Raw genomic sequence first — 21,854 nt, forward strand, 5'->3', positions numbered from 1 at the left:
GGGCGACTTAAGTCGCCCGCTAATAGAAAAGAGGAATTAAATACCTAAAATTTTCTTATTCAATTCCACATCAGCACCACCACCAGCAAAATCATCAAATACTTTCGATGTTGCCTGAATAATATGTGAATCAATAAATGGAGCACCTTCAGTAGCACCTTGAACAGGGTCTTTAATAGCACATTCCCATTCTAACACCGCCCATCCATCATAACCATATTGTGTTAATTTAGAAAAGATAGAGCCAAAATCAACCTGACCATCGCCTAAAGAACGGAAACGACCAGCACGATTTACCCATGACTGATAACCACCGTAAACACCTTGTTTTCCTGTTGGATTAAACTCAGCATCTTTTACGTGGAACATCTTGATTCGTTCGTGATAGAAATCGATGTATTGTAAATAATCCAAGCATTGCAATACAAAGTGAGATGGGTCGTAAAGTAAGTTAGCACGTTTGTGATTGCCTACTTTTTCTAAGAACATTTCGAACGTAACGCCATCATGCAAATCTTCACCTGGGTGGATTTCGTAGCAAAGGTCAACACCTGCTTCCTCAAAGGCATTCAAAATTGGTAACCAACGGTTTCCTAATTCCGTAAAACCTTGATCAACTAAACCCGCAGGACGTTGGGGCCAAGGATATACTGTGTGCCACATCAAAGCGCCAGAGAAGGTAGCATGAGCATTCAAACCTAAGTTTTGAGAAGCTTTTGCAGCCCACTTCAATTGCTGAACTGCCCACTCTGTACGTGCTTTAGGGTTACCCTTTACTAAATCTGGAGCAAACCCATCGAACATCACATCATAAGCAGGATTTACTGCCACAAGCTGTCCTTGTAAGTGTGTTGAAAGTTCAGTGATTTGGATACCCTTATCAGCCAATTTACCTTTCAGCTCATCACAATACGTTTTTGATTCTGCCGCTAATTGTAAATCAATCGCACGAGTATCCCAAGTAGGAATTTGTACACCTTTGTATCCCAAATCAGCTACCCAAGAAGTAATTGAATCAAGGGTATTAAAAGGTTCTGTATTATCTAAAAATTGAGCTAAAAATATAGCTGGTCCTTTGATTGTTTTCATGGAATTAATTGTGAGTTGTGAATGAGTGAGTTATGAGTCTGAACTCTTTTTTCTCAATAGTTCTCCTGTTGTTTTTCTGGATTTTGATAGAATTTTTAATATTTCATTTCCTTCTTCTATTAAATTTTTCAACTTTATTTCTTGAAAGAAATTAGCGTCAATCGAATATTCTATCCAAAAAATACTTTCATCCAGTTCTTCAATAACAATACTTAATTTGGCAAAAAACTCCCTGTTACTTCTTGCTCTTCTTACAGCCCGATAATTAGCAACAGTCGAAGCAGAGGAGCGAGCTAATTGTCGTGCGATATTTTTGGCAGATAACGATTTTAAAAATAATTCATCACAAACAGGAATACATCTAAGTCCAAAGCTTTTTATTCTTTGGAACATTGTTTCTGCGAATTCTCTATTTGTAAAACTACTTTGCACTTATCTATTGTCTGATTGTGTAGAAACAATAACTTTTATAGTTGTGAATTAGCGTCTTAATGAATTTTTATTCACCATTCACTAACTCACAACTGTATCACTCACTAAATACTAAACCTTCACCCAGCTTTGGCTTCTGTGGCTATCAAGGATTCTTTCGCAGATTAATAGTTCTCTGTAACCGTCTGCAAAAGTAGGATAGTTTGGTTTTTCTGGTTGTTTGCCCTCGGCAATGGCCGCATATACTTCCTTGAATAATTGCTTAGAAGTATCAGGGAAACCCTCGTTGTGTCCGCCCGGGAAAGTCATCAAAGCACTTGCTTCTGGATAAGCTAAAGAAGGGTCACGCATTAATGATTGGTTGTAGCCGTCACGGTTACCAATCCAAAGTTCGTTTGGTGCTTCTGAGTTGAAAGCAAATGTTTTCTTGCCACCAGAAATTTCTAATTTCAATTGGTTTTTGCGTCCCGCTGAAACTTGTGATACCGTTACCGAACCACGATTTCCGTTGTCAAAACGCAATAATACGTTGGCATGGTCTTCAGTAGTAATAGGTACATCAGCATAATCTTCTGGTTGAAGCATTTTACCTGAATAGGTTTCTACTGGCTTCAATGGTTTCTTACGAGTTTTGTGGATAGTATTAAAATCAGCCATTACTTCAACTGTTTTTAAGCCAGTAATATACTCGATAATATCCATTAAGTGCGAACCAATATCAGCAATAGCACGCGAATCACCAGATTTATCTGGTTCTAAACGCCAGTTATAATCTGTTTCGTAAAATAACCAGTCTTGTAAATAAGAGCCGATTACTGAATATACTTCACCTAAATCACCTTTTTCACGCATCGTTTTCATTTGGCGAACCAAAGGATAATAACGCAAGTTAAAGTGAACCGCATTTACCAAGCCAGTTTCAGCAGCTAATGCTACCAATTCTTCTGCTTCGTGTAAATCTTTGGCTAATGGCTTTTCGCAAACAACGTGTTTCCCTGCTAATAAAGCAGCTTTCGATTGCGAATAATGTAAGAAGTTTGGCGTACAGATGTGAACACAAACAATGTCTTCCATTGCTAATAGTTGTTCAAATGTACAAGGACGTTCGATGCCTAATTGTGTAGCCTTGGCAGTAGCTAATTCGATATTTACTTCACAAAGAGCAGTTACTTCCACATTAGGAAGTCTTCTAAGAGCTTCGATGTGCGCGGGTCCAATAAAACCGGTACCGACTACACCAACTTTAATTTTTGACATGAGTTAAATATTTGGATTTGGGGATAATAAATTTATTTTGATTGTTTTATATGTGTGTTTCTCGTGAATATATCCACAAAAAGTACTTTTATTCTTTAGAAATTAAATTGGAAACATCCCAAAGTTGCCACTTTTTCTTTTTGATATTACCTTCATTTTTTTTCAGAAGTGATAGAAAAAGAGATAAACCCAGAGGCTCATTACCATTTGCATGCACCAATACTAAACTTCCCTGCTTTATCAACTGACCTTTAGCAAGCCATGCGTCACTGCCGAGGGGCAATAGTCCATAAGAAAGAATCTGGTCAAAGATAGGCTTACTAGAAACCAAACCCGGAAATCTAAAATATATTGAGGGAACAAGACCGTTTATTAGCATGGCTTGTTCGTTTAAAAATACTTCGTTGGCAATGACTGTTCCTTTTTCAAGTAAGAAATTATCTATCAAAGGTAATTTGGGGTCATAATGATGATTGAAGCTATGATTAACCCAAGTAATCTCTAAATTCCCAGCAGTTTCCTGACCAATCAACCATTTTAAATCATCCTGATGGCTTTTCATCCATAATCCCGTTACGGTAATCGTAATAGGTACAGGACGTTCGGACACTTCAAAACCTTTGATGACACTCGTGAAAAAGTTTCTTGCCAGAGGCTTGGTAGAAGGACATAAATCTACAGTCAAACTAAACCCATTGAGGGTTGAATCACTTTTTTCGATGCCAGCATCTTGCAGTCTATAATCCTTTCCCTTTTCAAAATTCCACGCTTGAATATATTTACTTTTTTGATAGCTTTGCAATACTTCATCCCATTGGAGGGGTTGTACAGCTACATTTTTAACAATACTAGTTTTTAATGTATTAGGGTTAATGCCCAGATACACCACATTACCATTTTGCACCCATTTCCGCACAATCAAACCTTCTGAGTATTTCCCAAAAAACACTTGATAATCAGCAAGCTGAGCCAATGATTTTGTAAAACATACAACTGTAAGCGTAAAAATTAAGCAATATTTCATCTTAAATAGAGATAGATTTTCTTCAATTTCAGATTGCGTTCACACAAAAATAGAAAAGACTTTAAATAAAATTATGTTGTTTTGTCTGTTCAGTTTTATGAATAATTTTCAAATTTACAGAATAAATAATACCCTGCTAATATTTTTTAGAATTAGCAGGGTATATTAATGTATCAAAACGATAAAATGACTTTTCTTCCTTAATAAAGCTAGCCTAGCATACTTCAACCAAAACGCCTAGCTATTACTTTATTTCACCAATATTCCTCTTTTTATTTCTACTCTGTCAGGCAAAATCATGGCTGAAGGATAACTTTCTTTGATGTTTACAAAGTATCTTTCGGCATCCATTCTATTGAGGAAATCGCCAATTTTTACTTTATAAATGGGTTGTTGATAACTAAGGTAAGGGAATATCTCTGGGTAAGTTTGGTAGGTATAAATTTTAGCATCATCAGCCGCTTTTCTATCGTTACCCACATAAATTTGAATGCGGAAACCATTAGCATAGCGTACTCCTTTGTTTCTGACTGAAATTGTATCTAAAATAGCATCCAGTTTCTTATTGATGTGCATGGGTTGTTCTGTTAAATAACCCTTTTTTGACTTATTTTTATCATCACTTAAGGTATCCCCAGCTTCGTTTAGTTTTTTATAATTGGGTAAATATTCCGACAAATCCTCCTCATAAATTTTGTCTAATTTTTTATGAGATGTTTTTGAATTAGAAGCACCCGAGGACGACCCTTTGCTAGAAACTACCTTCGAAGAACAAGCACTTAGAATGACTAAAAATATGTATAAACAAATTGAAAGGAAACGTTGCATATAAAATTGAGTTTTTCAAATAGACTTTTGGTGGCATTAGAAAAGAAGAATTCATCAAAGATACAATTTTTGACAAAAACTTGAAATACCCTTTACTCATTGTAACTTTGTTTGCTGTATTGTACTGAGTTAATCCTGATTTTTTGATTTATAAAAACCCATGAATATTCAACAAAATATTTCTTTAAAACCCTTCAATACTTTTGGTCTGGAAGCTTCTGCACAATATTTCGTTGAAGTAAGTACAGTACAGGATTTAAAAAATATACTTCAAAATCCTGATTTCAAGAAACTTGATAAATTATTCTTAGGCGGAGGAAGCAACCTTTTACTGACTAAAGATTACGAAGGATTAGTAGTAAAAATTGCCTTGAAGGGTATAGAAAAAGTTTTTGAAGATGAAAACCGCATTCATATCCAAGCTGGTGCTGGAGAAATTTGGCATCAATTTGTGATGTATTGTGTTGAAAATAATTATGCAGGCATTGAAAATCTTTCTTTGATTCCCGGTACGGTAGGAGCAGCTCCTATGCAAAATATTGGTGCTTATGGGGTGGAAATAAAAGATGTTTTTCAAGAATTGCAAGCTCTTAATTTAGAGACACTAGAAATTGAAACATTTAACTTAACCGATTGCCAGTTTGGTTACCGCGAAAGTGTTTTTAAACATACTTTAAAGGGTAAATATGTTATTACAGCTGTTACTTTCAAGCTAAACAAAGTACCAACTTTTAAAATAGCCTATGGCGATATTCAGAAAACTTTAGCGGAAATGAATGTCACTGAACTGTCTATCAAAGCTATCAGCGATGCTGTAATAGCTATTCGTAAAAGCAAACTGCCAGACCCTGCTGAAATTGGTAATTCTGGAAGTTTCTTTAAAAACCCAGAAATTCCGCTAACGCAATATCAAAAATTATTGATAGATTTTCCGACATTGCCAAGCTATCCAATTAACCAAACCACGGTAAAAGTACCAGCAGGTTGGTTGATAGAACAGGCAGGTTGGAAGGGCTTTAGAGATGGGCAAATTGGCGTTCATGTTCGTCAGGCTTTGGTTTTAGTAAACTATGGGGGCGGGAATGGAAATGATATTAAAGCCCTTGCCGAAAAAGTACAACAATCAATTGTGGATAAATTTGGTATCAAATTGAGTCCAGAAGTAAATTATATATAACAATATCTCAAAACATGAATATCCCAAAATTAAAACATACCGAAACCAATAATTTTTTCTTAATGGCAGGAAGTTGTGCTATCGAAAGTCGTGATTTAGCCTATGAAATTGCAGAAAAAATTAAAGGACTGACAGACCAGTTTGGTATTCCCTATATTTTTAAAGGGTCGTACCGTAAGGCCAATCGTACTAAATTAGATTCTTTTACAGGGATTGGTGATATTGCTGCTTTAGAGATTTTACAGGAAATTGGTAATCATTACGACTTACCAACGGTGACAGATATTCATGAGTCGCAAGAAGCTGAAATGGCTGCAAAGTATGTAGATGTATTGCAGATACCTGCTTTTTTATGTCGCCAGACAGATTTATTGGCTGCTGCTGCACGTACGGGCAAAGCAGTAAATATCAAAAAAGGACAATTTATGGCAGGTATTTCTATGAAATTTGCGGTTGAAAAAATCCTTCATGAAAACCCTTCAGCACAGGTATTTTTAACAGACCGTGGTAATTCTTTTGGTTATGGCGATTTAGTCGTAGACTACCGTAATATCCCAGAAATGCAAGCACATGGTGTACCTGTAGTGATGGATTGTACACATTCATTACAAAGACCTAATCAAACAACGGGTGTAACGGGTGGACAGCCAAAAATGATTGAAACTATTGCGAAGGCGGCTATTGCTGTAGGGGCAGATGGTATTTTTATCGAAACGCACCCGAATCCTGCTATCGCAAAATCTGATGGGGCAAATATGTTGCCTTTGGATAAATTAGAAGAATTATTAGAAAAATTGGTGAGAGTACGTCAAGCAGTGATTTAAGTGATGAGTTGTGAGTTTTGAGTGATGAGCTAGTGTATTAAAGTGTTGATATGTTGTGATTTATATTAACATTATAACAATGTTTATTTTACATTGACCCTTAATTATTAAATTAGGGATTGTTTGATTATTTTTATCTAAGGTATATAAGTAGAATCATAAGAAGAGCAACGAGTATGGATTACTCTTGCTCTTTTTAGATTAGGTATATTCAATTCATTCAAGTTATTTTGTTTTTCAACGCTTATTCTTCAAAAACAATGTTCGGAAAATCCTTTTTACTAACTTCTATTAGTATTGTTCTTTCTTTGTGTACAGCCTACACAACAGCAACATCTTATGCTTTTGATAACCATCTACAAGAGCCAACCACCAAAACGGCGAAGGACTTTCCAGAGAAGTTTGAAACTGCCTCAAAAGGTCGTTATGAAGCTGATGTAATAAGTACTGCTGCGGGTGAATGGAATTTGGATAATGCCATGATTGGTAGTGCCGAAAACGACTTGAAAAATGGGGAAAAGTCTGTTAGAATGAAAGAGAATGCCAAATTGACGATGAATTTTGATATTATAACAGGTATTCAGCTAGTGAAATTCAAGTATGGCGTTTATGGAGCAGACGAGGAGGCAAGTTTTGAGCTTTGGATTTCAACCAATGCTGGCAAAACTTGGATGAAAATGGGTAAGGCCATAAAAACCAAGGATAAGAAGTTAAAATCAGTATCTTTTGAAGTAAATTTCACCAAGCCAAGTAGGATTGAAATTAGAAAAACAGATGGCACGGACAATCGATTAAATATTGATGATATTAGCATTGTTACTTATTCAACTACTGCTAAACCAACTAATGTTGCGCCTGTTGCCACGACTACAGTTCAAGAACCAGTTACAGTTAATGTAGTTTCTAAGCCTACTCGTGATGATAATTTAGCGTTAGGTAATCCTTCAAAAGCGGTGACTAATACGTCATCCCCTAATAATTATTTATTGTCAAAAAATGCCTACACACTTTCGTACAATAAAAGTAAAAACATTGCCAATTGGGTTTCTTGGCATTTAAGCAAAGCTTGGAAAGGAGATGCTGCTCGCCAAAATAATTTTCGACCAGATAATACTTTACCAACAGGTTGGTATCAAGTTACTCCAAGAGACTACTCGGATGCAGGATTTGATAGAGGTCATTTATGTCCTTCGGATGATCGTGATGGAAGTCCAGAAGAAAACCAAGAAACCTTTTTCATGACAAACATGGTTCCGCAAGCGCCTGAGAATAACCGTGGTATCTGGAAAAATTTAGAAGAATACACGCGGACTTTAATGGACCAAGGCAACGAATTATACATTTTAGCAGGTACTTTAGGTGAAGGCGGAACAGGGACAAACGGAAGTGCTAAAGCAATTGGTAAAAATAATAACATATTGGTGCCAGCATCTATCTGGAAAATAATTGTGGTATTGCCTGTTGGGGATAAAGATGTGGCTCGTATCAATGCTAAAACTAGGATAATTGCTGTAAATATGCCCAATCAGAATGCGATAGGGGCAGACGACTGGAAAAAATATAGAACCTCTGTCGATGAATTAGAACGCTTGACGGGCTATGATTTTCTGTCTAATGTTCCAACGAGTGTTCAGGCAGTCATTGAAGCAGGAGTTGATAAATAATAAGCATTATTCTATTACAGTAATAAAATGCCAAAAATCACATTAGAAACCATCATACAATCAGATATTGAAATCTGTTTTGATTTATCTAGGAGCATAGATTTACACAAAATTTCTACTGCTCATACGAATGAAAATGCGATTGATGGCACAACTACAGGTCTTATTAATATAGGGGAGTCCGTGACGTGGGAGGCAAAACATTTTGGTATTAAACAAAAATTGACATCAATCATAACAGCATTTAGTTATCCGAATCATTTTAGAGACGAACAACTTAAAGGGATTTTTAAATCATTTGTTCATGATCACTTTTTTGAGGTAAAAGAGGAAAACGTTATGATGAAAGATGTTTTCACCTTTGAATCTCCTTGTGGAATATTGGGCGAAATTGTTAATAAGATAATCCTTACAAAGTACCTTACTAAATTACTGGAAGATAGAAATAAAGTTATTAAAGAATACGCTGAAACAGATTTGTGGAAATTAGTGTTGAATAAAGACGAATATTAAAATCTGTTTTATAAGTCCCTCTGAATAAATAAAATAATTTAAGTTTTTTTAAGAAAAATTAAGGGGAAAAGTCTTTTAAATTGTCGTGATTTTAACAATTTAAGAATTAATTTTGCGTTTGTATTTAATTGAGAAAATTATATCTCATTATTGCCATTGTTATATGAAACGATTTATACTTTTAACCACCATAATATGCGGTTCATCTTTGGGTGTTACTGCCCAAACTGTTGATAGCCTGAAGTTTATTACAATTACGCCGACTGGTGCAATAAGAAATGTAAATTGGTTAGAAAAAAATACAATAGGCGAAATAGGCGTTGAATTAAAGCTTAAACCAACTAAAAAATTAAACGTTAGTTTTGGCACAGCTATTTTTAAAACAATAGGCCAGAGCATCATCAACCCCTCACCACCGCTTGCTTTTACTTCTGTTTTTGATAAACCTGGAAGTGGTAGCTTTCTTTCTTCTTCTCCTAAAACAGCCTATAGTGGAGGTTTTATCAATGTAGACGTAGGAGTTCCTTTTAAACTAAGTGATAGCTCTCATGTTTCTATTGAGCCTTTCTTAGGACTTGAAGCTAAAATATGGGGACGTTCTACCGATTATGGTACAGAGACCAGTCCTTTGCTAGTTGAAGAAAAATACAAATTTCTCTCTCCCTCTTTCGGAGCTAAGTTGAATTATGCTACTAAATCTAAAGTGAAACTTACTTTAAGAATATCAGGTAGCTATCCACTTATCTCAAAATTGAAATTGGATGAAAAGAATCTTAACTTGCCCAATGCAGAATTAGACTTAAAAAGACAATTATCTCCATCCGTAGAAATTGGGGCAAAAATCAAAAAGCTAACGATTAAGCTTCGTTATGAACGAATCAATTTTGGTTCGTCAGATTCTTTAAGAGGTTTTGCTGCACCTGCTTCAAAAGCCAATGTGTCTGGCGTTTCGGTTAGTTATGATTTCTAGCTGTTTTAGCTTTAAGCTATCAGCAATGAGCTTTTTTATTAAAAATAATAAGATATTAAAATAGCGTTTACCCATGAGTCTAAACGCTCATAGCTCATAGCTCATAGCTCATAGCTCATAGCTCATAGCTAGTTCTGCGTTCCCTGCTTAATCGCCTCATAATCAGTTTTCAAGCGACCCATTTCTCTAGCAATAAATGTTTGCAATTGTGTATTAAATGTCTTTTTGTCTTCCTCGTTCAAAGAAGCATAAAAATCTTTTAATTCTTGATTGATAGCGGCACGTTCCTCTGCTGAAGCAGCATTAATTGAACGCATGTGATATTGTTTGAAATTAAAATCCATGAATATTAATTTGAGAATTTGAGAATTGTTGATTTGAAATAGTCAAAACCAACAATTCTGAAACGAATTAGCTTAATTTTTTCGAACTACAAAGTTAGAATATTCACTGTAAATAAAGGAGAATATTGAACGATGATTTCGAAACAGAGGTATTCCTTACCCCAAATATGAAGCCTAAATACTCCTCTTATTGCTCCTAAACCAAAAGAAAAGCTAGAACCTCTCTCTTTAAAGCTTAATGCTGATAAATTTTGTTGTAAATTGCAGGCTAATTCAGAAAATGGCTAAAAATATATCTTGTATCATCTTTTGAATAAAGGGCTGACGCTTATTTAGATAACAGCTTGCTATTAACCGACAATCCGTGCTAAAGCACACATAATTTCCCACTGAATTTGGGTTCGTTGAAATGAAAACTAAAACATTACGTAAGAATAAAGTAAATATAGTAACACTGGGTTGTAGTAAAAACCTAGTGGATTCAGAAGTAATTTATACGCAATTAAAAGGCAATGGTATGAATGTTACGCATGAGTCTAAAAAGGACGATGCCAACGTTGTAATTGTAAATACTTGTGGATTTATTGATAATGCCAAACAAGAATCTATTGATACTATTTTAAGATATGTTGATGCCAAAGAGTCAGGCATTATCGATAAATTATATGTAACTGGTTGTTTGTCACACCGTTATAAAGATGAATTAGAAGCTGAAATTCCTATGGTTGATGCTTTCTTTGGTACAAATGAATTGCCACGTTTACTAAAAACATTAAAGGCAGATTATAAGCATGAATTAATTGGCGAACGTTTATTGACTACGCCAACACACTATGCTTATTTGAAAATTGCCGAAGGTTGCGACCGCCCATGTTCTTTCTGTGCTATTCCTTTAATGCGTGGTGGACACGTTTCTCGTTCTATCGAAGACTTAGTAATTGAAGCTAGATCATTGGTAAAACGTGGTACAAAAGAATTGATTTTAATTGCCCAAGATTTAACCTACTACGGATTAGATATTTACAAAAAGCGTAATCTTTCTGAATTATTAGAACAATTTGCTGATATTGAAGGGCTTGATTGGATTCGTTTACAATATGCTTATCCAGCAGGCTTCCCAATGGATGTATTGGATACGATGGCGAAATATCCAAACATCTGTAAATACTTGGATATGCCTTTGCAAAGTGGCTCAACAGAAGTATTGAAGCGAATGCGTAGAGGAATTACCCGTGAAAAAACCGAAGATTTAATCAATATTATTCGTGATAAAGTGCCTGGAATTGCTTTAAGGACGACTTTGATTTCAGGACACCCAGGTGAAACAGAAGCTGATTTTGAAGAAACATATCAGTTTGTCGAGAAAATGCGTTTCGACCGTTTGGGTGTATTTACTTATTCGCATGAAGACGATACACACTCACATTCTTTTGAAGATGATGTACCTGCCGAAGTAAAACAAGAACGTGCTGATGAGATAATGGCTTTGCAACAGGATATTTCGATGGAATTGAATCAGCAGAGAATCGGGAATACTTATAAAGTATTGTTTGATAGAAAAGAGGGAGGATACTTTATCGGAAGAACACAATTTGATTCGCCAGAGGTAGATAATGAAGTATTAGTTCCCGCAAGCCAATATGTACGTTTGGGCGATTTTGCTAATGTAAAAGTAAATCGTGCAGAAGAATTTGATTTGTACGGGGAAGTGGTTTTATAATTTGAAAATTTGGAGATTTGAAGATTTGAAAATATTATAAAGTATGGATGTTTGATTTTTATCATCTTTCCTCGCATTTACAATTTTCAAATTTTCAAATCCTCAAATTTTCAAATCAATTCTTTATCCTACCAAGTTACGATAGTCTTCACGAGATTTGATGATGATTTGGTGAGCAACATCTGCACCATATACCTCATCAATATCAACCGCTACTTGCTCTTCACCTGGAATATTTTTATACGTCAAGAAATAGTGAACCAAACGATCAATAATTGGTTTTGGGCATTGAGAAATGTCTGTCCAGCTTCCATACAATGAATCGCCTTTCAATACCGCAATAATTTTATCATCAGCTTCTCCTTTATCAATCATTCTGATTCCACCGATTGGAATAGCCTGACAGATGATATCTCCATGCGTAATAGTACGTTCAGAAAGCACCAAAATATCTAATGGGTCACCATCGCCAGATTCAATCACTTTTCCTGATTGCTCACGAGCAAACTCTGCTGTGTGTTCTCCACAATAAGTCTGAGGAAGGAACCCATACAAGGCAGGAACGATGTTAGAGAATTTTTGAGGACGGTCAATTTTCAAATAACCAGTCTCTTTGTCGATTTCATACTTTACAGTATCAGTCGATACAATTTCGATGAAAGCAGTCACTACTTTCGGCATGCCGTCTCCAATCTGGATACCATGCCACGGATGGGCTTTATAAAAGTTTCTTTGCATACTAATGGGTTGGTAGTGGATGGATGGTGGTGTGTGAGGAATACCTGTTTTAATCACTTTCTCAACCGGCTTTTTAACTCTTGGTTTTTTTTTCATACCACGCTCGAATCGGCACTTACTACTTTTTTGAAATTTTGTAATATTTGTTCTTGTAAAACTTCAACAGGTTGCGTTAAATAGGTTGAAGCATGGGCAAATATAGTCGAAATAAAACAAAATTTGTCGTCTGTTTCTAAAAATAACTGTTCAATTGGAATAGATGAAATGTTTTTACTAGCGTTCGATTGAGAATTCAGTAAGGCACTTCCTAAGGAAATATAAAATTGATGCTGAACCAGTTGAGTACAAATCTGGGGATTATTATTAAACCCATGAACAATGAGTGGAACTTGGGGCTTTAATCTCTTTTTCAAAGCGATTAATTCCGAAAATGCCTTGACACAATGGATAATGACGGGTTTCTGTAAAGTTTCAGCCAAATGTATTTGCCGAATAAAAACCTCCTCTTGGATATTGATATTCAGTTCAATCAATCTATCTAGCCCACATTCGCCAATGGCTAATACATTGGGGTGCTTTGCTAATTGTGCTAATTCCTCAAAATCCTTGTCTATATTTTCTTTTTTTATGTACCACGGATGTAAACCTACCGAAAACTTTCCCTTAGATAAATCTAGCCAACCCGAGTCTGTTTGAGCATTTACAACAGATAGCGTATCCTTTTCTTCGGAAAAATGGTGAGTATGGATATTAATACAGGTTGGCATTTGAAAAATTGAGAAGGATTAATTATGCAGAAAGTAAAAAATAATCTCTGTAAATCTGCGAAAACAATCAGCGTGAATCTGTGGGTAAAAATACTATATAAATACAAGAGAATACATAAAAACCCAATGCTTCCCAAGCCTGTTTTTTGGTAAAAATACTATATAAATACAAGAGAATACCCATTTTTTACATGTAATCAATACATTCTATTTCAAAGAAGGGTAAGCATTCCCAATTTTTCATTTAACAACGAAGAAAGAAAAAATAAACCTTTTCCGTAACTTTGCAGGAAGATTTGGAAATGCAAATCACATACATAACCAAACGACGTATTTCGTCGCATTCAGAAAACTCAGAAAATGATTTATCCTATAGTTGCTTACGGTGATTCCGTGCTTAGAAAAGTTGCCGTTGATATAGAAAAAGGCTCGATTGATGTAAAGAAGTTATCAGAAGATATGTTTGAAACCATGTACAATGCTTCTGGTGTAGGCTTGGCTGCTCCGCAGATTGGTCTAGCTATCAGAATGTTTGTAGTAGATGGTCGTCCTTTTAATGAAGGAGAAGATTTAGACGAAAGAGATAAAGATCCATCATTGGTGGATTTCAAAAAAGTATTTATCAATGCCGAAATCTTGGATGAGGATGGAGACGAATGGGCTTTTGAAGAAGGATGTCTGTCTATTCCAAATATCAGAGAAGACGTATATCGTCCAGAATTTGTTAAAATTAAATACCTAGATGTTGATTTTAAGGAGCATATCGAAGAATTTGAAGGCTTAGCTGCCCGTATTATTCAACATGAATACGACCATATTGATGGCGTACTTTTTACAGACCATTTAAGCCCTGTAAAGAAGAGAATGTTGAAAAATAAACTTGCTAATATTACAAAGGGTAATGTGAAAGTGGATTATAAGATGAAGTTTCCTAAGTAATCAAGTAGTGAGTTAAGAATTGTGAGTTGTGAATAACAAGCTGTCATTGCCTCTATTCAGTGTTTATTTTATATAGATTACTTAAATTAACAAACATTAGTCATCCCGAATTTTAAAATCACAAAAAAAGCGGTCTAAATTAGTTTTTAGACCGCTTTTTTGTGATTGATGTTCCCCGAATTCCTACTGTTTGAGCGGAGCGAGTTTAGGAATTCTTGATTTTTTTTGTTACTTTTTGCATCAAGGCAAAAAGTAAGGACGAGTATAAATCCAAAAGTCTTTGAAATCTTATGAAACTCACTATTTAGTTAGAAAATTCGGGATGACTCATGTTTTTTATTTATAATAGTTGCCTGTATCATTTCAAAAAATGGGCTTTCCTAATACAGAACAGGATTATTTATTGATTAGTTTTTGTTAATTTGTTAAAAACAATCAGCTTTTCATCCTTAATCATCCTGTAATGAGAAAAATATTTATTCTCCTCTTCGTCAGTTTTCAATTGTTGGCTCAAAAGCCAGTTGTTCTTCCAAGAAGTACGCCCGAAGCAGAAGGCGTTTCATCTGAAGCCATTATTAATTTTCTGGATGCTGCTTCAAAGAGCAAACACGAATTTCATAGTTTTATGATGCTTCGTCATGGTAAAGTAGTGGCCGAATCTTGGTGGAATCCTTATGCCAATGATTTAAAACATACGATGTATTCGGTCAGTAAAAGTTTTACGGCTACCGCTGTAGGCTTTGCGGTAACAGAAAAAAAATTGAGTGTGGATGATAAAGTAATCTCTTTTTTCCCAGAAGATTTACCAACACAAATTAGTCCATATCTAGCAGAGCTAAAAATAAAAGATTTACTGACCATGAGCGTCGGACACGCAACTGACCCTACAGGCGAAATTGCTGGCAAAAATGAAAACTGGGTAAAAGCTTTCCTACGTACACCTATTGCCAATAAACCGGGGTCTAAATTTTTGTATAATTCAACGGCTACGTATATGCTATCAGCTATTGTACAGAAAGTAACAGGGCAGAAAGTCATTGATTACTTAAAGCCAAGACTTTTTGAACCTTTAGGCATTAGTGGAATAGATTGGGAAGTGGACCCTAAAGGCATCAATACGGGTGGTTGGGGATTGCGCCTCAAAACAGAGGATATGGCTAAATTCGGTCAATTATTTCTACAAAAAGGAATGTGGAAAGGAAAGCAGGTCTTGCCAGCATCATGGGTTGAGGAGGCGTCGACCATGAAAATAATGCAAGACCCTAATGCCACACAAGCTAAAAAAGACTCTAGTGATTGGTTACAAGGATACTGCTATCAAATGTGGCGTTGTAGAAACAATGGTTTTAGGGGTGATGGAGCCAATGGACAGTTTATCATTGTTTTACCAGAACAAGATGCCGTAATCATTGTTACAGCCGAAGCACCCGATATGCAAGGCGAATTTAATCTTATTTGGAAATATCTTTTACCTGCTTTCAAAGCCAAAAAATTGCCAGCTAATCCTACGATGTTAGCTAAACTGAAAGAAAAAGCAGGGTCTTTGGCATTGGCCATCCCTAATAAAAGTAATAGTTCTGGTATAGAAGCGAAGGTTTCGGGCAAAACATTTGGGATGATTACGGGTGATAGAAGCTTTGAAAATATACAATTTAATTTCAGTGACGGTATTTGTAAGGTAACTTTTAAGACTGATTCTGCTACTCATCTAATTCCTTTTGGTGCTGGAAAATGGGAATTGTCTGAAACGACCAAATTTGGACCCTATTTAGTAGCAGGAGCAAAAGCCAATAGGGTAGGATTGCCAGCCTTCAAAGTAGCAGGAAGCTATACATGGAAAGATGAAAATACCTTGATATTGACGCTACGCTATATCGAAAGTCCGCATACTGAAACCATCGTTTGTAGTTTTGATGGCGAAAGTGTATCAGTTGATTTTCAAAGCATATTTACCATTAACCGAAAAAGAAGTATCTCTAAAGGCATTTTATTTAATAGTAAAGCGAATGCACCTAAGTTAATCATCAGAGGTGATGATATGGGTTATTCACATTCAGGCAATGAAGCATTGATAAAATCTTATAGAGAAGGTATCGAAACATCCATTGAAGTGATTGTAGCGTCGCCGTGGTTTCCAGAAGCTGTGAAATTATTGGCTGAAAATAAAACTGTGGACGTAGGATTGCATTTTGCCATTACCAGCGAGTGGGATAATGTAAAATGGAGACCCCTCACTGAGGCAAAAAGCTTACGAAATGAGGATGGATATTTTTACCCAATGCTTTCTCATAATAATAATTACCCTAAACAAGCGGTATTGGACAACGATTGGAAGCTTGAAGACATTGAAAAGGAACTAAGAGCTCAAATTGAAATGGCATTGAAATATATTCCACGATTGAGTCACGTTTCTGGTCACATGGGTAGCACAGGCTTTACTCAGGAAGTAAAAAACATGGCAAGACGTATAGCCAAAGAGTATAAGCTGACGATGGTAGATGTAGACTCGATGAAGGATATTAATGTGGCTTATACTGGTTTTGACTTTAATAATAAAAGCACTGAGGATAGGATTGAAGCCTTTATTGCCATGCTGGATAAACTAGAAGACGGCAAAACCTATGTGTTTGTGGAACATCCTGGGCTTGATAATGACGAACTTCGTGCTATATACCATATCGGTTATGAGGATGTAGCCAAAGGTCGCCAAGATGTAACCACTATTTTTACAAGTGAAAAAGTAAAGACAGTGATACTAAAAAAAGGAATACAATTGGTAAGTTATAAAGACGTAATTGAGGGAAAAAAATAAATAATAATCAGGATTAATTTCCCTATATATACGATTTTAGCATCAATAAGGTACACTTTTACGCTAAAAAGATTCAACTTTGAAACTGATTTAGCCTAGTATGGCTTATTAAAGTATAAGAATCGTATTGAATGAAAAATATTATTATAGGGTTGATTTTTGCAATGCTTTGGGCATCAGCATCAGCAGCCACCAAAATAGGGCTTTTATCAGCCCAACCTTTCGTAATCGGTAGTTGTAGATTTTTCTTGGCAGGCATTTTAATGTTAGGTTATAGTCACATTGTCAAGAAAAATCCCCTACCAAATACCCAAGAGTGGAAAAAAATCGCCATTTATGGTTTTTTGAATGTCACGGTATATTTAGGATGTTTTGTTGTAGCACTCAAACATGTGTCAGCAGGCATCGGAAGCTTGGCTGTGGCCACAAATCCACTTATTATTAGTGTTTTATCTGCCTTTTGGCTTGGGCGGTCTGTAAAAAGAACAGAAGTTTTTGGTTTAATACTGGGTATTTCAGGGGTAGCCATTGCTACTTACCCACTTTTGCAACAGAGTTTTGCCGATGTTGAGGGATTACTCATTCTTTCAGTCAGTATGATAGCCTATTCAGTAGGGACGGTTTATTATTCCGCTCAAACATGGCATTTATCCTTATCTACCATTAATGCTTGGCAAGTATTAATAGGAGGGTTTTTCCTATTGCCAATTACTTATTTCTTTATTGACTGGTCGCAGAATGTATATGACTTTAAATTTACGATGTCTGTACTTTGGTTGGCTATTCCTGTATCCATCGGTGCAGTACAATTGTGGTTATATCTCCTCAAAATAGACCCCATAAAAGCCTCACTTTGGCTTTTCCTCAATCCAATTTTTGGTTTTATTTATGCATCATTGATTTTAGATGAACCTATTACCAGTTATACTTATATCGGAACGTCGTTAGTGATTGTTGGGTTATATTTAGCCCAGCGTGATAAACTAAATGCTTGAATTAATTGCCTAATTAGCTATTTTCTTGTATTTTGGTATAAATATTCCTTAATACTTTATGATCATATCTGCCTTACTCTTAAGAAATCTTCTAAAAATACTTTTTGCCTCGGTTTCCTTATTTGCTTGTAATTTGATTGATAATACATCAAATCTGTTTAAAAATGACTCTTGGCAAGATTTAACTTGTGATACAACTCAGTATGTAGATCAGTTGAGGGTGTATACACTTACCCAACCATTCTATTTAGCAGATACTTTGCTGAAACAAAATCTGAAAGCAAGGAATATTTATGTCGCCTTTGTCGACACATTGGGCAATATTCAGGCTACTGCGCTAAAGGCAGGAGATGATGATGAAGATTCGGAAATTATCAATATGACGGGTTTCCCTGACTTGAATATTACTTGGCAAGAACAAGCTTATCTGTGGGCATTAGTAAAACAGCCTAGTTATTTATATAACCGATGGGAAAATATGCTTGGCGACGAACGTAAAACTTTTCTTGAAAAAAGAGATTCTGTATTGTCTATCATGAAACGGAAGTATCGCTCTATCAAAGTAGTTTCTGATTTGCGTTCTACAAGCCGTCAATTACATTATTTAGGGAAAAACAAAACGGCTACGCCAGTTTCAATGCACAATTTCGGTCTAGCCGCTGATTTTGCGATTTATAATCGCAAAGGACGGATGTCGAATAACTTAGTTTTTTATCGTCCTTTAGATAGCCTAACAGAAGCATTTGGTCTTACTTGGGGAGGTAATTTTGTGGGTTTTATCGATTCAGGGCATATACAGTTGTATAAAAACGGAGCGGAATTACTAAGAAAATATCCTGATTTAGTATTTGAATTTGAGCCTTTCAGACCAATGTACAACACATGGATGAACAAAATGATAGGCTGGGGCAAAGAAGAAAAAGCAGGGGATACGAAGGAACTATTGCAGGAACTGAATAAACTAAAGCAAGATAAACCATGCCAATGTATAGATAGTCAAAGTGAGTTGCCCAATATTTTGATTGATAAAATACAATTACAATTGGCAACTTCGGATGGCTATCAGACAGAAAACGATTTATTATTGATTGGGGATTTATCTTCACAAACTGTAAGTTTAATTACGGCCAAAAGTAAAATTGCTTATCCTTTGGGTTTGTGGAAGTAGGGTTATTCAGGTTTAGAGATTAAACGGTAATAAAATATATTGAGGTTTAGAGAATATTAAGGTTTAGAGATTAAACAGAGGTAGAAAATAATTGGCAATAAGGGAATATCCTATGCCAATCATAGTAAAATATATTCTTACAAAGAAAGAGATTTCTCGATTTTAGTGAAATCCAAAGGCTTTTCTATAAATGAATCTGCACCTACACTCGTAGCAATTTCAAATAAATTCCCCATCGCACTAATCATAATAATTTTAGACTCGGGTGAAATAGATTTTATCTCTTTTACACGGTCAATTCCGTACCCATCTGGCAAATTGTTATCTAAGAACAACCAGTTGGGTTTTACTTCCAAAGCTTTTCCAATCCCTTCTTGGAGTGTCAAAGCATAAAATGAGGAAATACCTTTTCTTTTAAGAAAGTGTTTTAATAAAAGGCAGGTGTCTTTTTCATCATCGATAATTAAAGCTACATTTTTCATGGCATTTGGCAGTCCAAATTTTAGTCTTGTCAGCCTTTAAAACACTAATGGTTATAGGAAACAGCATAAGATTTATGTTGAACTTTTTAAGTTTTACATATATGTTGAAACATTAATAAAAAATCATGCCAGTGTAAAATAGAGATTATTAAAGCCAAAAGATAAATTCCACAATTTGAGGATTGTGTACCTCAAAACTATCCAAAAAAATAAGCATTTGATTGAGGTATGAAAATTTTAAGATGAGAAAGAAGAATAACGTCTTTATAGCTTTTACTATAGTCTATAAGACGAAGATATTAAAGATTCACACTAAAACAATTTTTATCATGTCAAACAACGCAAAAATTATTGTTGGAATTGCAGCGGCCGCAGCGGTTGGTGCAGCAATTGGGTTAGTATTCGCTCCTGAAAAAGGTTCTGATTTAAGAAAAATTGTAAAGAAAAATGCTAACACTTGGGCTGATGAATTATTAAGCATGATTCAGACAAGAGGAAATCAAGCTAAAGCCTTAGTTGAAGATGCTGAAAGCAGAGCTAAAAGTTGGAAGAACAAAGCTAAAGACGAATTTGAGCAAATAGCAGATAATACTGTTAACACTGTTAAGACGGCACAAAGAGATGTAGCAGGAGCTTAGTAGGATGTGAGCTGACCAAAAAAATACCTTTGGTAATTCCTTTTGGTCAGCTCGAACTTATTTAGGAGATGTAATGCCATCGCATTACTTGTCAATTATTATCTCTAATCAAGTTTTACTCAATAAAATTATGACAGTTTTCGAACAAGTTAAAGATACTTCTGAAGACATCTTTGAACACGCTAAAGAATATATTGAGGCTCAGTGGAAGTTAGGTGTATTGAACGCGTCTTATAAAGCGGCAGATGGCATTACTAGTGCTGCTACAGCTTTGATTTTTATCGTAATAGGTATGATTGTATTATTGTTTATGAGTTTTTCTCTGGCGTTTTTTATTGGGCAACACTTCAATAGTTTCGCTCTTGGTTTTTTATACGTCGGAATTTTATATGTTGTGGTAGCTATTTTATTGTGGCTTTTGAAAGATAAGTATATAAAAGTGCCTTTAATAAATTCTTTTTTAAAGAAATTTTCTAGCGGAGATGAAAATACAAAACATTGAACAATATAGAGCTGAAAAGCTACGTCTTGAAAACCAAATAGTTGTTTCTAAAGCTCAACTAAGCCAGAGTTTTGAAAATCTTAAAGCTGAAATAAACCCAGTTCGTCAGATTGCAGGTGCTTCTCAACAACTATTTGCTCAGAGTAATAAAAATAATGCACTAGTCAGTTTTGGGCTTAATATAGGCGTAGATGCCATATTGAGGAATTTAGTGTTGCGCAAAGCATCATGGATTACTCGTTTGGTCGTTCCTTTTTTTGCTAAGAATCTGTTAAGTAATTACGTGGCCAACCACAAAGGCAATTTGGTGGAGGAGTCTGTTACATGGATTAAGGAAAAAGTAGCTCCAGCACATAAAGCCATAGAAATTCCATCAAGGCCTCGAAGAGGTTTGTTAGAAAAAGCATTGATGTGGGTAAAGGATGTTACTAGTGAAAAGCCTGAACCTGTGTTAAGAACAATATCAATAGATAACGTACCAATAAAAAAGAATAATCACCACGTAAGGAAAACTGTTTAGCTATTGACAGAAGGAAGTGTCGCGATTTCTAGCCAAAACTTTGTGAGGACTGTAATAATATCAGTAAGCTCAGTAAACGAGTTTGGTTTAACGATGTATGCATTGGCTCCATAAGAATAGCATAAGTTGATATCTTCTTGGGCCTTTGATGTTGTCAATATTATTACTGGTATATTTTTTAATAATGGATTTGCTTTTATTTCTTTAAGCGTTTCACGACCATCTTTTTTGGGCATATTCAAGTCCAAAATAAGGACTGAAGGCCTTGGAAATTCATGCTTATCAGAAAATTGACCTTCATTTTTTAAATACTCCAATACCTCTATACCATTTTCAACAAATTGAATAGGGATGTGTGATGCACAGTCATCAAAAGCAGATTTTACTAAAAACTTATCATCGTCATCGTCGTCAGCAATTAAGATTTCGTATCTTTTTTTCATTTTATAAA

Annotated in this window: 23 protein-coding genes; 13 read left to right on the top strand and 10 right to left on the bottom strand. The window is 35.4% G+C overall.

The features are described 5' to 3' along the window. Positions 1 to 36: 36 nt before the first annotated feature. The 5 genes from AC07N0_RS07860 to AC07N0_RS07880 all read right to left on the bottom strand — a co-directional run bounded on the left by AC07N0_RS07860 (position 37) and on the right by AC07N0_RS07880 (position 4,630). On the bottom strand, positions 37 to 1,089 hold the full coding sequence (locus AC07N0_RS07860) for a sugar phosphate isomerase/epimerase family protein (RefSeq protein ID WP_494588745.1): 1,053 nt from the start codon (positions 1,087 to 1,089) through the stop codon (positions 37 to 39). A gap of 30 nt (positions 1,090 to 1,119) precedes the next feature. Further along, positions 1,120 to 1,482, bottom strand: a complete 363-nt coding sequence (locus AC07N0_RS07865) for a four helix bundle protein (RefSeq protein ID WP_494588746.1) — start codon at positions 1,480 to 1,482, stop codon at positions 1,120 to 1,122. Between the two features lie 150 nt (positions 1,483 to 1,632). Then, positions 1,633 to 2,778 (bottom strand): Gfo/Idh/MocA family protein, encoded by a 1,146-nt coding sequence (locus tag AC07N0_RS07870; protein ID WP_309912638.1) that lies wholly within the window; start codon positions 2,776 to 2,778, stop codon positions 1,633 to 1,635. Between the two features lie 88 nt (positions 2,779 to 2,866). Continuing rightward, positions 2,867 to 3,802, bottom strand: a complete 936-nt coding sequence (locus AC07N0_RS07875; protein ID WP_494588747.1) for a polysaccharide deacetylase family protein — start codon at positions 3,800 to 3,802, stop codon at positions 2,867 to 2,869. A gap of 249 nt (positions 3,803 to 4,051) precedes the next feature. Continuing rightward, the gene (locus AC07N0_RS07880; protein ID WP_494588748.1) at positions 4,052 to 4,630 is read right to left on the bottom strand and encodes an SPOR domain-containing protein; all 579 of its coding nucleotides are present in this window, start codon (positions 4,628 to 4,630) and stop codon (positions 4,052 to 4,054) included. A gap of 160 nt (positions 4,631 to 4,790) precedes the next feature. Here AC07N0_RS07880 and murB point away from each other — a divergent pair, with 160 nt between their 5' ends. The 5 genes from murB (at position 4,791) to AC07N0_RS07905 (ending at position 9,778) form a co-directional block, all read left to right on the top strand. Then, positions 4,791 to 5,807: a UDP-N-acetylmuramate dehydrogenase gene (gene murB, locus AC07N0_RS07885; protein ID WP_494588749.1), complete on the top strand. Its 1,017-nt coding sequence runs from the start codon at positions 4,791 to 4,793 to the stop codon at positions 5,805 to 5,807. 14 nt (positions 5,808 to 5,821) lie between these two features. Beyond that, positions 5,822 to 6,631 (top strand): 3-deoxy-8-phosphooctulonate synthase, encoded by an 810-nt coding sequence (kdsA, locus tag AC07N0_RS07890; RefSeq protein ID WP_492802024.1) that lies wholly within the window; start codon positions 5,822 to 5,824, stop codon positions 6,629 to 6,631. A 260-nt stretch (positions 6,632 to 6,891) separates the two neighbouring features. After that, positions 6,892 to 8,295, top strand: coding sequence for a DNA/RNA non-specific endonuclease (locus AC07N0_RS07895; RefSeq protein ID WP_494588750.1), 1,404 nt, complete (start codon positions 6,892 to 6,894; stop codon positions 8,293 to 8,295). 27 nt (positions 8,296 to 8,322) lie between these two features. After that, the gene (locus AC07N0_RS07900) at positions 8,323 to 8,808 is read left to right on the top strand and encodes an SRPBCC family protein (RefSeq protein WP_494588751.1); all 486 of its coding nucleotides are present in this window, start codon (positions 8,323 to 8,325) and stop codon (positions 8,806 to 8,808) included. A 163-nt stretch (positions 8,809 to 8,971) separates the two neighbouring features. Next, positions 8,972 to 9,778, top strand: coding sequence for a hypothetical protein (locus tag AC07N0_RS07905; RefSeq protein ID WP_494588752.1), 807 nt, complete (start codon positions 8,972 to 8,974; stop codon positions 9,776 to 9,778). Positions 9,779 to 9,906: 128 nt separating this feature from the next. Here AC07N0_RS07905 and AC07N0_RS07910 read toward each other — a convergent pair whose 3' ends face one another. Beyond that, positions 9,907 to 10,122 carry a hypothetical protein gene (locus AC07N0_RS07910; RefSeq protein WP_309912624.1) on the bottom strand — a complete coding sequence of 72 codons (216 nt, stop codon included), beginning with the start codon at positions 10,120 to 10,122 and terminating at the stop codon, positions 9,907 to 9,909. A gap of 409 nt (positions 10,123 to 10,531) precedes the next feature. Here AC07N0_RS07910 and rimO point away from each other — a divergent pair, with 409 nt between their 5' ends. Continuing rightward, a complete protein-coding gene (gene rimO, locus AC07N0_RS07915; protein WP_494588753.1) occupies positions 10,532 to 11,842 on the top strand; it encodes a 30S ribosomal protein S12 methylthiotransferase RimO in 1,311 nt (436 codons plus the stop codon). Positions 11,843 to 11,965: 123 nt separating this feature from the next. Here rimO and AC07N0_RS07920 read toward each other — a convergent pair whose 3' ends face one another. Further along, entirely contained in the window at positions 11,966 to 12,580 is a 615-nt protein-coding gene (locus AC07N0_RS07920) for an inorganic pyrophosphatase (protein WP_494589093.1), read from the bottom strand. A gap of 92 nt (positions 12,581 to 12,672) precedes the next feature. Then, positions 12,673 to 13,347 (bottom strand): TatD family hydrolase, encoded by a 675-nt coding sequence (locus tag AC07N0_RS07925; RefSeq protein WP_494588754.1) that lies wholly within the window; start codon positions 13,345 to 13,347, stop codon positions 12,673 to 12,675. Between the two features lie 360 nt (positions 13,348 to 13,707). On the opposite strand from AC07N0_RS07925, the gene def reads away from it, so the two are divergent. The 4 genes from def to AC07N0_RS07945 all read left to right on the top strand — a co-directional run bounded on the left by def (position 13,708) and on the right by AC07N0_RS07945 (position 19,261). Further along, on the top strand, positions 13,708 to 14,286 hold the full coding sequence (def, locus tag AC07N0_RS07930) for a peptide deformylase (protein ID WP_492802034.1): 579 nt from the start codon (positions 13,708 to 13,710) through the stop codon (positions 14,284 to 14,286). A gap of 463 nt (positions 14,287 to 14,749) precedes the next feature. Beyond that, the gene (locus AC07N0_RS07935) at positions 14,750 to 17,098 is read left to right on the top strand and encodes a ChbG/HpnK family deacetylase (protein ID WP_494588755.1); all 2,349 of its coding nucleotides are present in this window, start codon (positions 14,750 to 14,752) and stop codon (positions 17,096 to 17,098) included. A gap of 131 nt (positions 17,099 to 17,229) precedes the next feature. Continuing rightward, complete coding sequence (locus AC07N0_RS07940; RefSeq protein WP_494588756.1) at positions 17,230 to 18,093, top strand: DMT family transporter; 864 nt, start codon at positions 17,230 to 17,232, stop codon at positions 18,091 to 18,093. Positions 18,094 to 18,151: 58 nt separating this feature from the next. Continuing rightward, positions 18,152 to 19,261, top strand: coding sequence for a M15 family metallopeptidase (locus AC07N0_RS07945; protein WP_494588757.1), 1,110 nt, complete (start codon positions 18,152 to 18,154; stop codon positions 19,259 to 19,261). Between the two features lie 137 nt (positions 19,262 to 19,398). Here AC07N0_RS07945 and AC07N0_RS07950 read toward each other — a convergent pair whose 3' ends face one another. Beyond that, positions 19,399 to 19,743 (bottom strand): response regulator, encoded by a 345-nt coding sequence (locus AC07N0_RS07950; RefSeq protein ID WP_494588758.1) that lies wholly within the window; start codon positions 19,741 to 19,743, stop codon positions 19,399 to 19,401. A 329-nt stretch (positions 19,744 to 20,072) separates the two neighbouring features. On the opposite strand from AC07N0_RS07950, the gene AC07N0_RS07955 reads away from it, so the two are divergent. From AC07N0_RS07955 to AC07N0_RS07965, 3 genes are all read left to right on the top strand, one after another. Beyond that, positions 20,073 to 20,381 carry a YtxH domain-containing protein gene (locus tag AC07N0_RS07955; RefSeq protein ID WP_492802043.1) on the top strand — a complete coding sequence of 103 codons (309 nt, stop codon included), beginning with the start codon at positions 20,073 to 20,075 and terminating at the stop codon, positions 20,379 to 20,381. 130 nt (positions 20,382 to 20,511) lie between these two features. Continuing rightward, positions 20,512 to 20,883 (top strand): hypothetical protein, encoded by a 372-nt coding sequence (locus AC07N0_RS07960; protein WP_492802044.1) that lies wholly within the window; start codon positions 20,512 to 20,514, stop codon positions 20,881 to 20,883. Next, positions 20,864 to 21,403: a hypothetical protein gene (locus AC07N0_RS07965; protein WP_494588759.1), complete on the top strand. Its 540-nt coding sequence runs from the start codon at positions 20,864 to 20,866 to the stop codon at positions 21,401 to 21,403. The genes AC07N0_RS07960 and AC07N0_RS07965 overlap by 20 nt, the downstream gene beginning before the upstream one ends. Here AC07N0_RS07965 and AC07N0_RS07970 read toward each other — a convergent pair. Then, the gene (locus AC07N0_RS07970; protein WP_492802047.1) at positions 21,400 to 21,846 is read right to left on the bottom strand and encodes a response regulator; all 447 of its coding nucleotides are present in this window, start codon (positions 21,844 to 21,846) and stop codon (positions 21,400 to 21,402) included. The two genes, AC07N0_RS07965 and AC07N0_RS07970, sit on opposite strands and share 4 nt — an antisense overlap. Positions 21,847 to 21,854: the final 8 nt, after the last annotated feature.

It is taken from the genome of Arcicella sp. GW821-FHT09D11 (assembly GCF_059416265.1).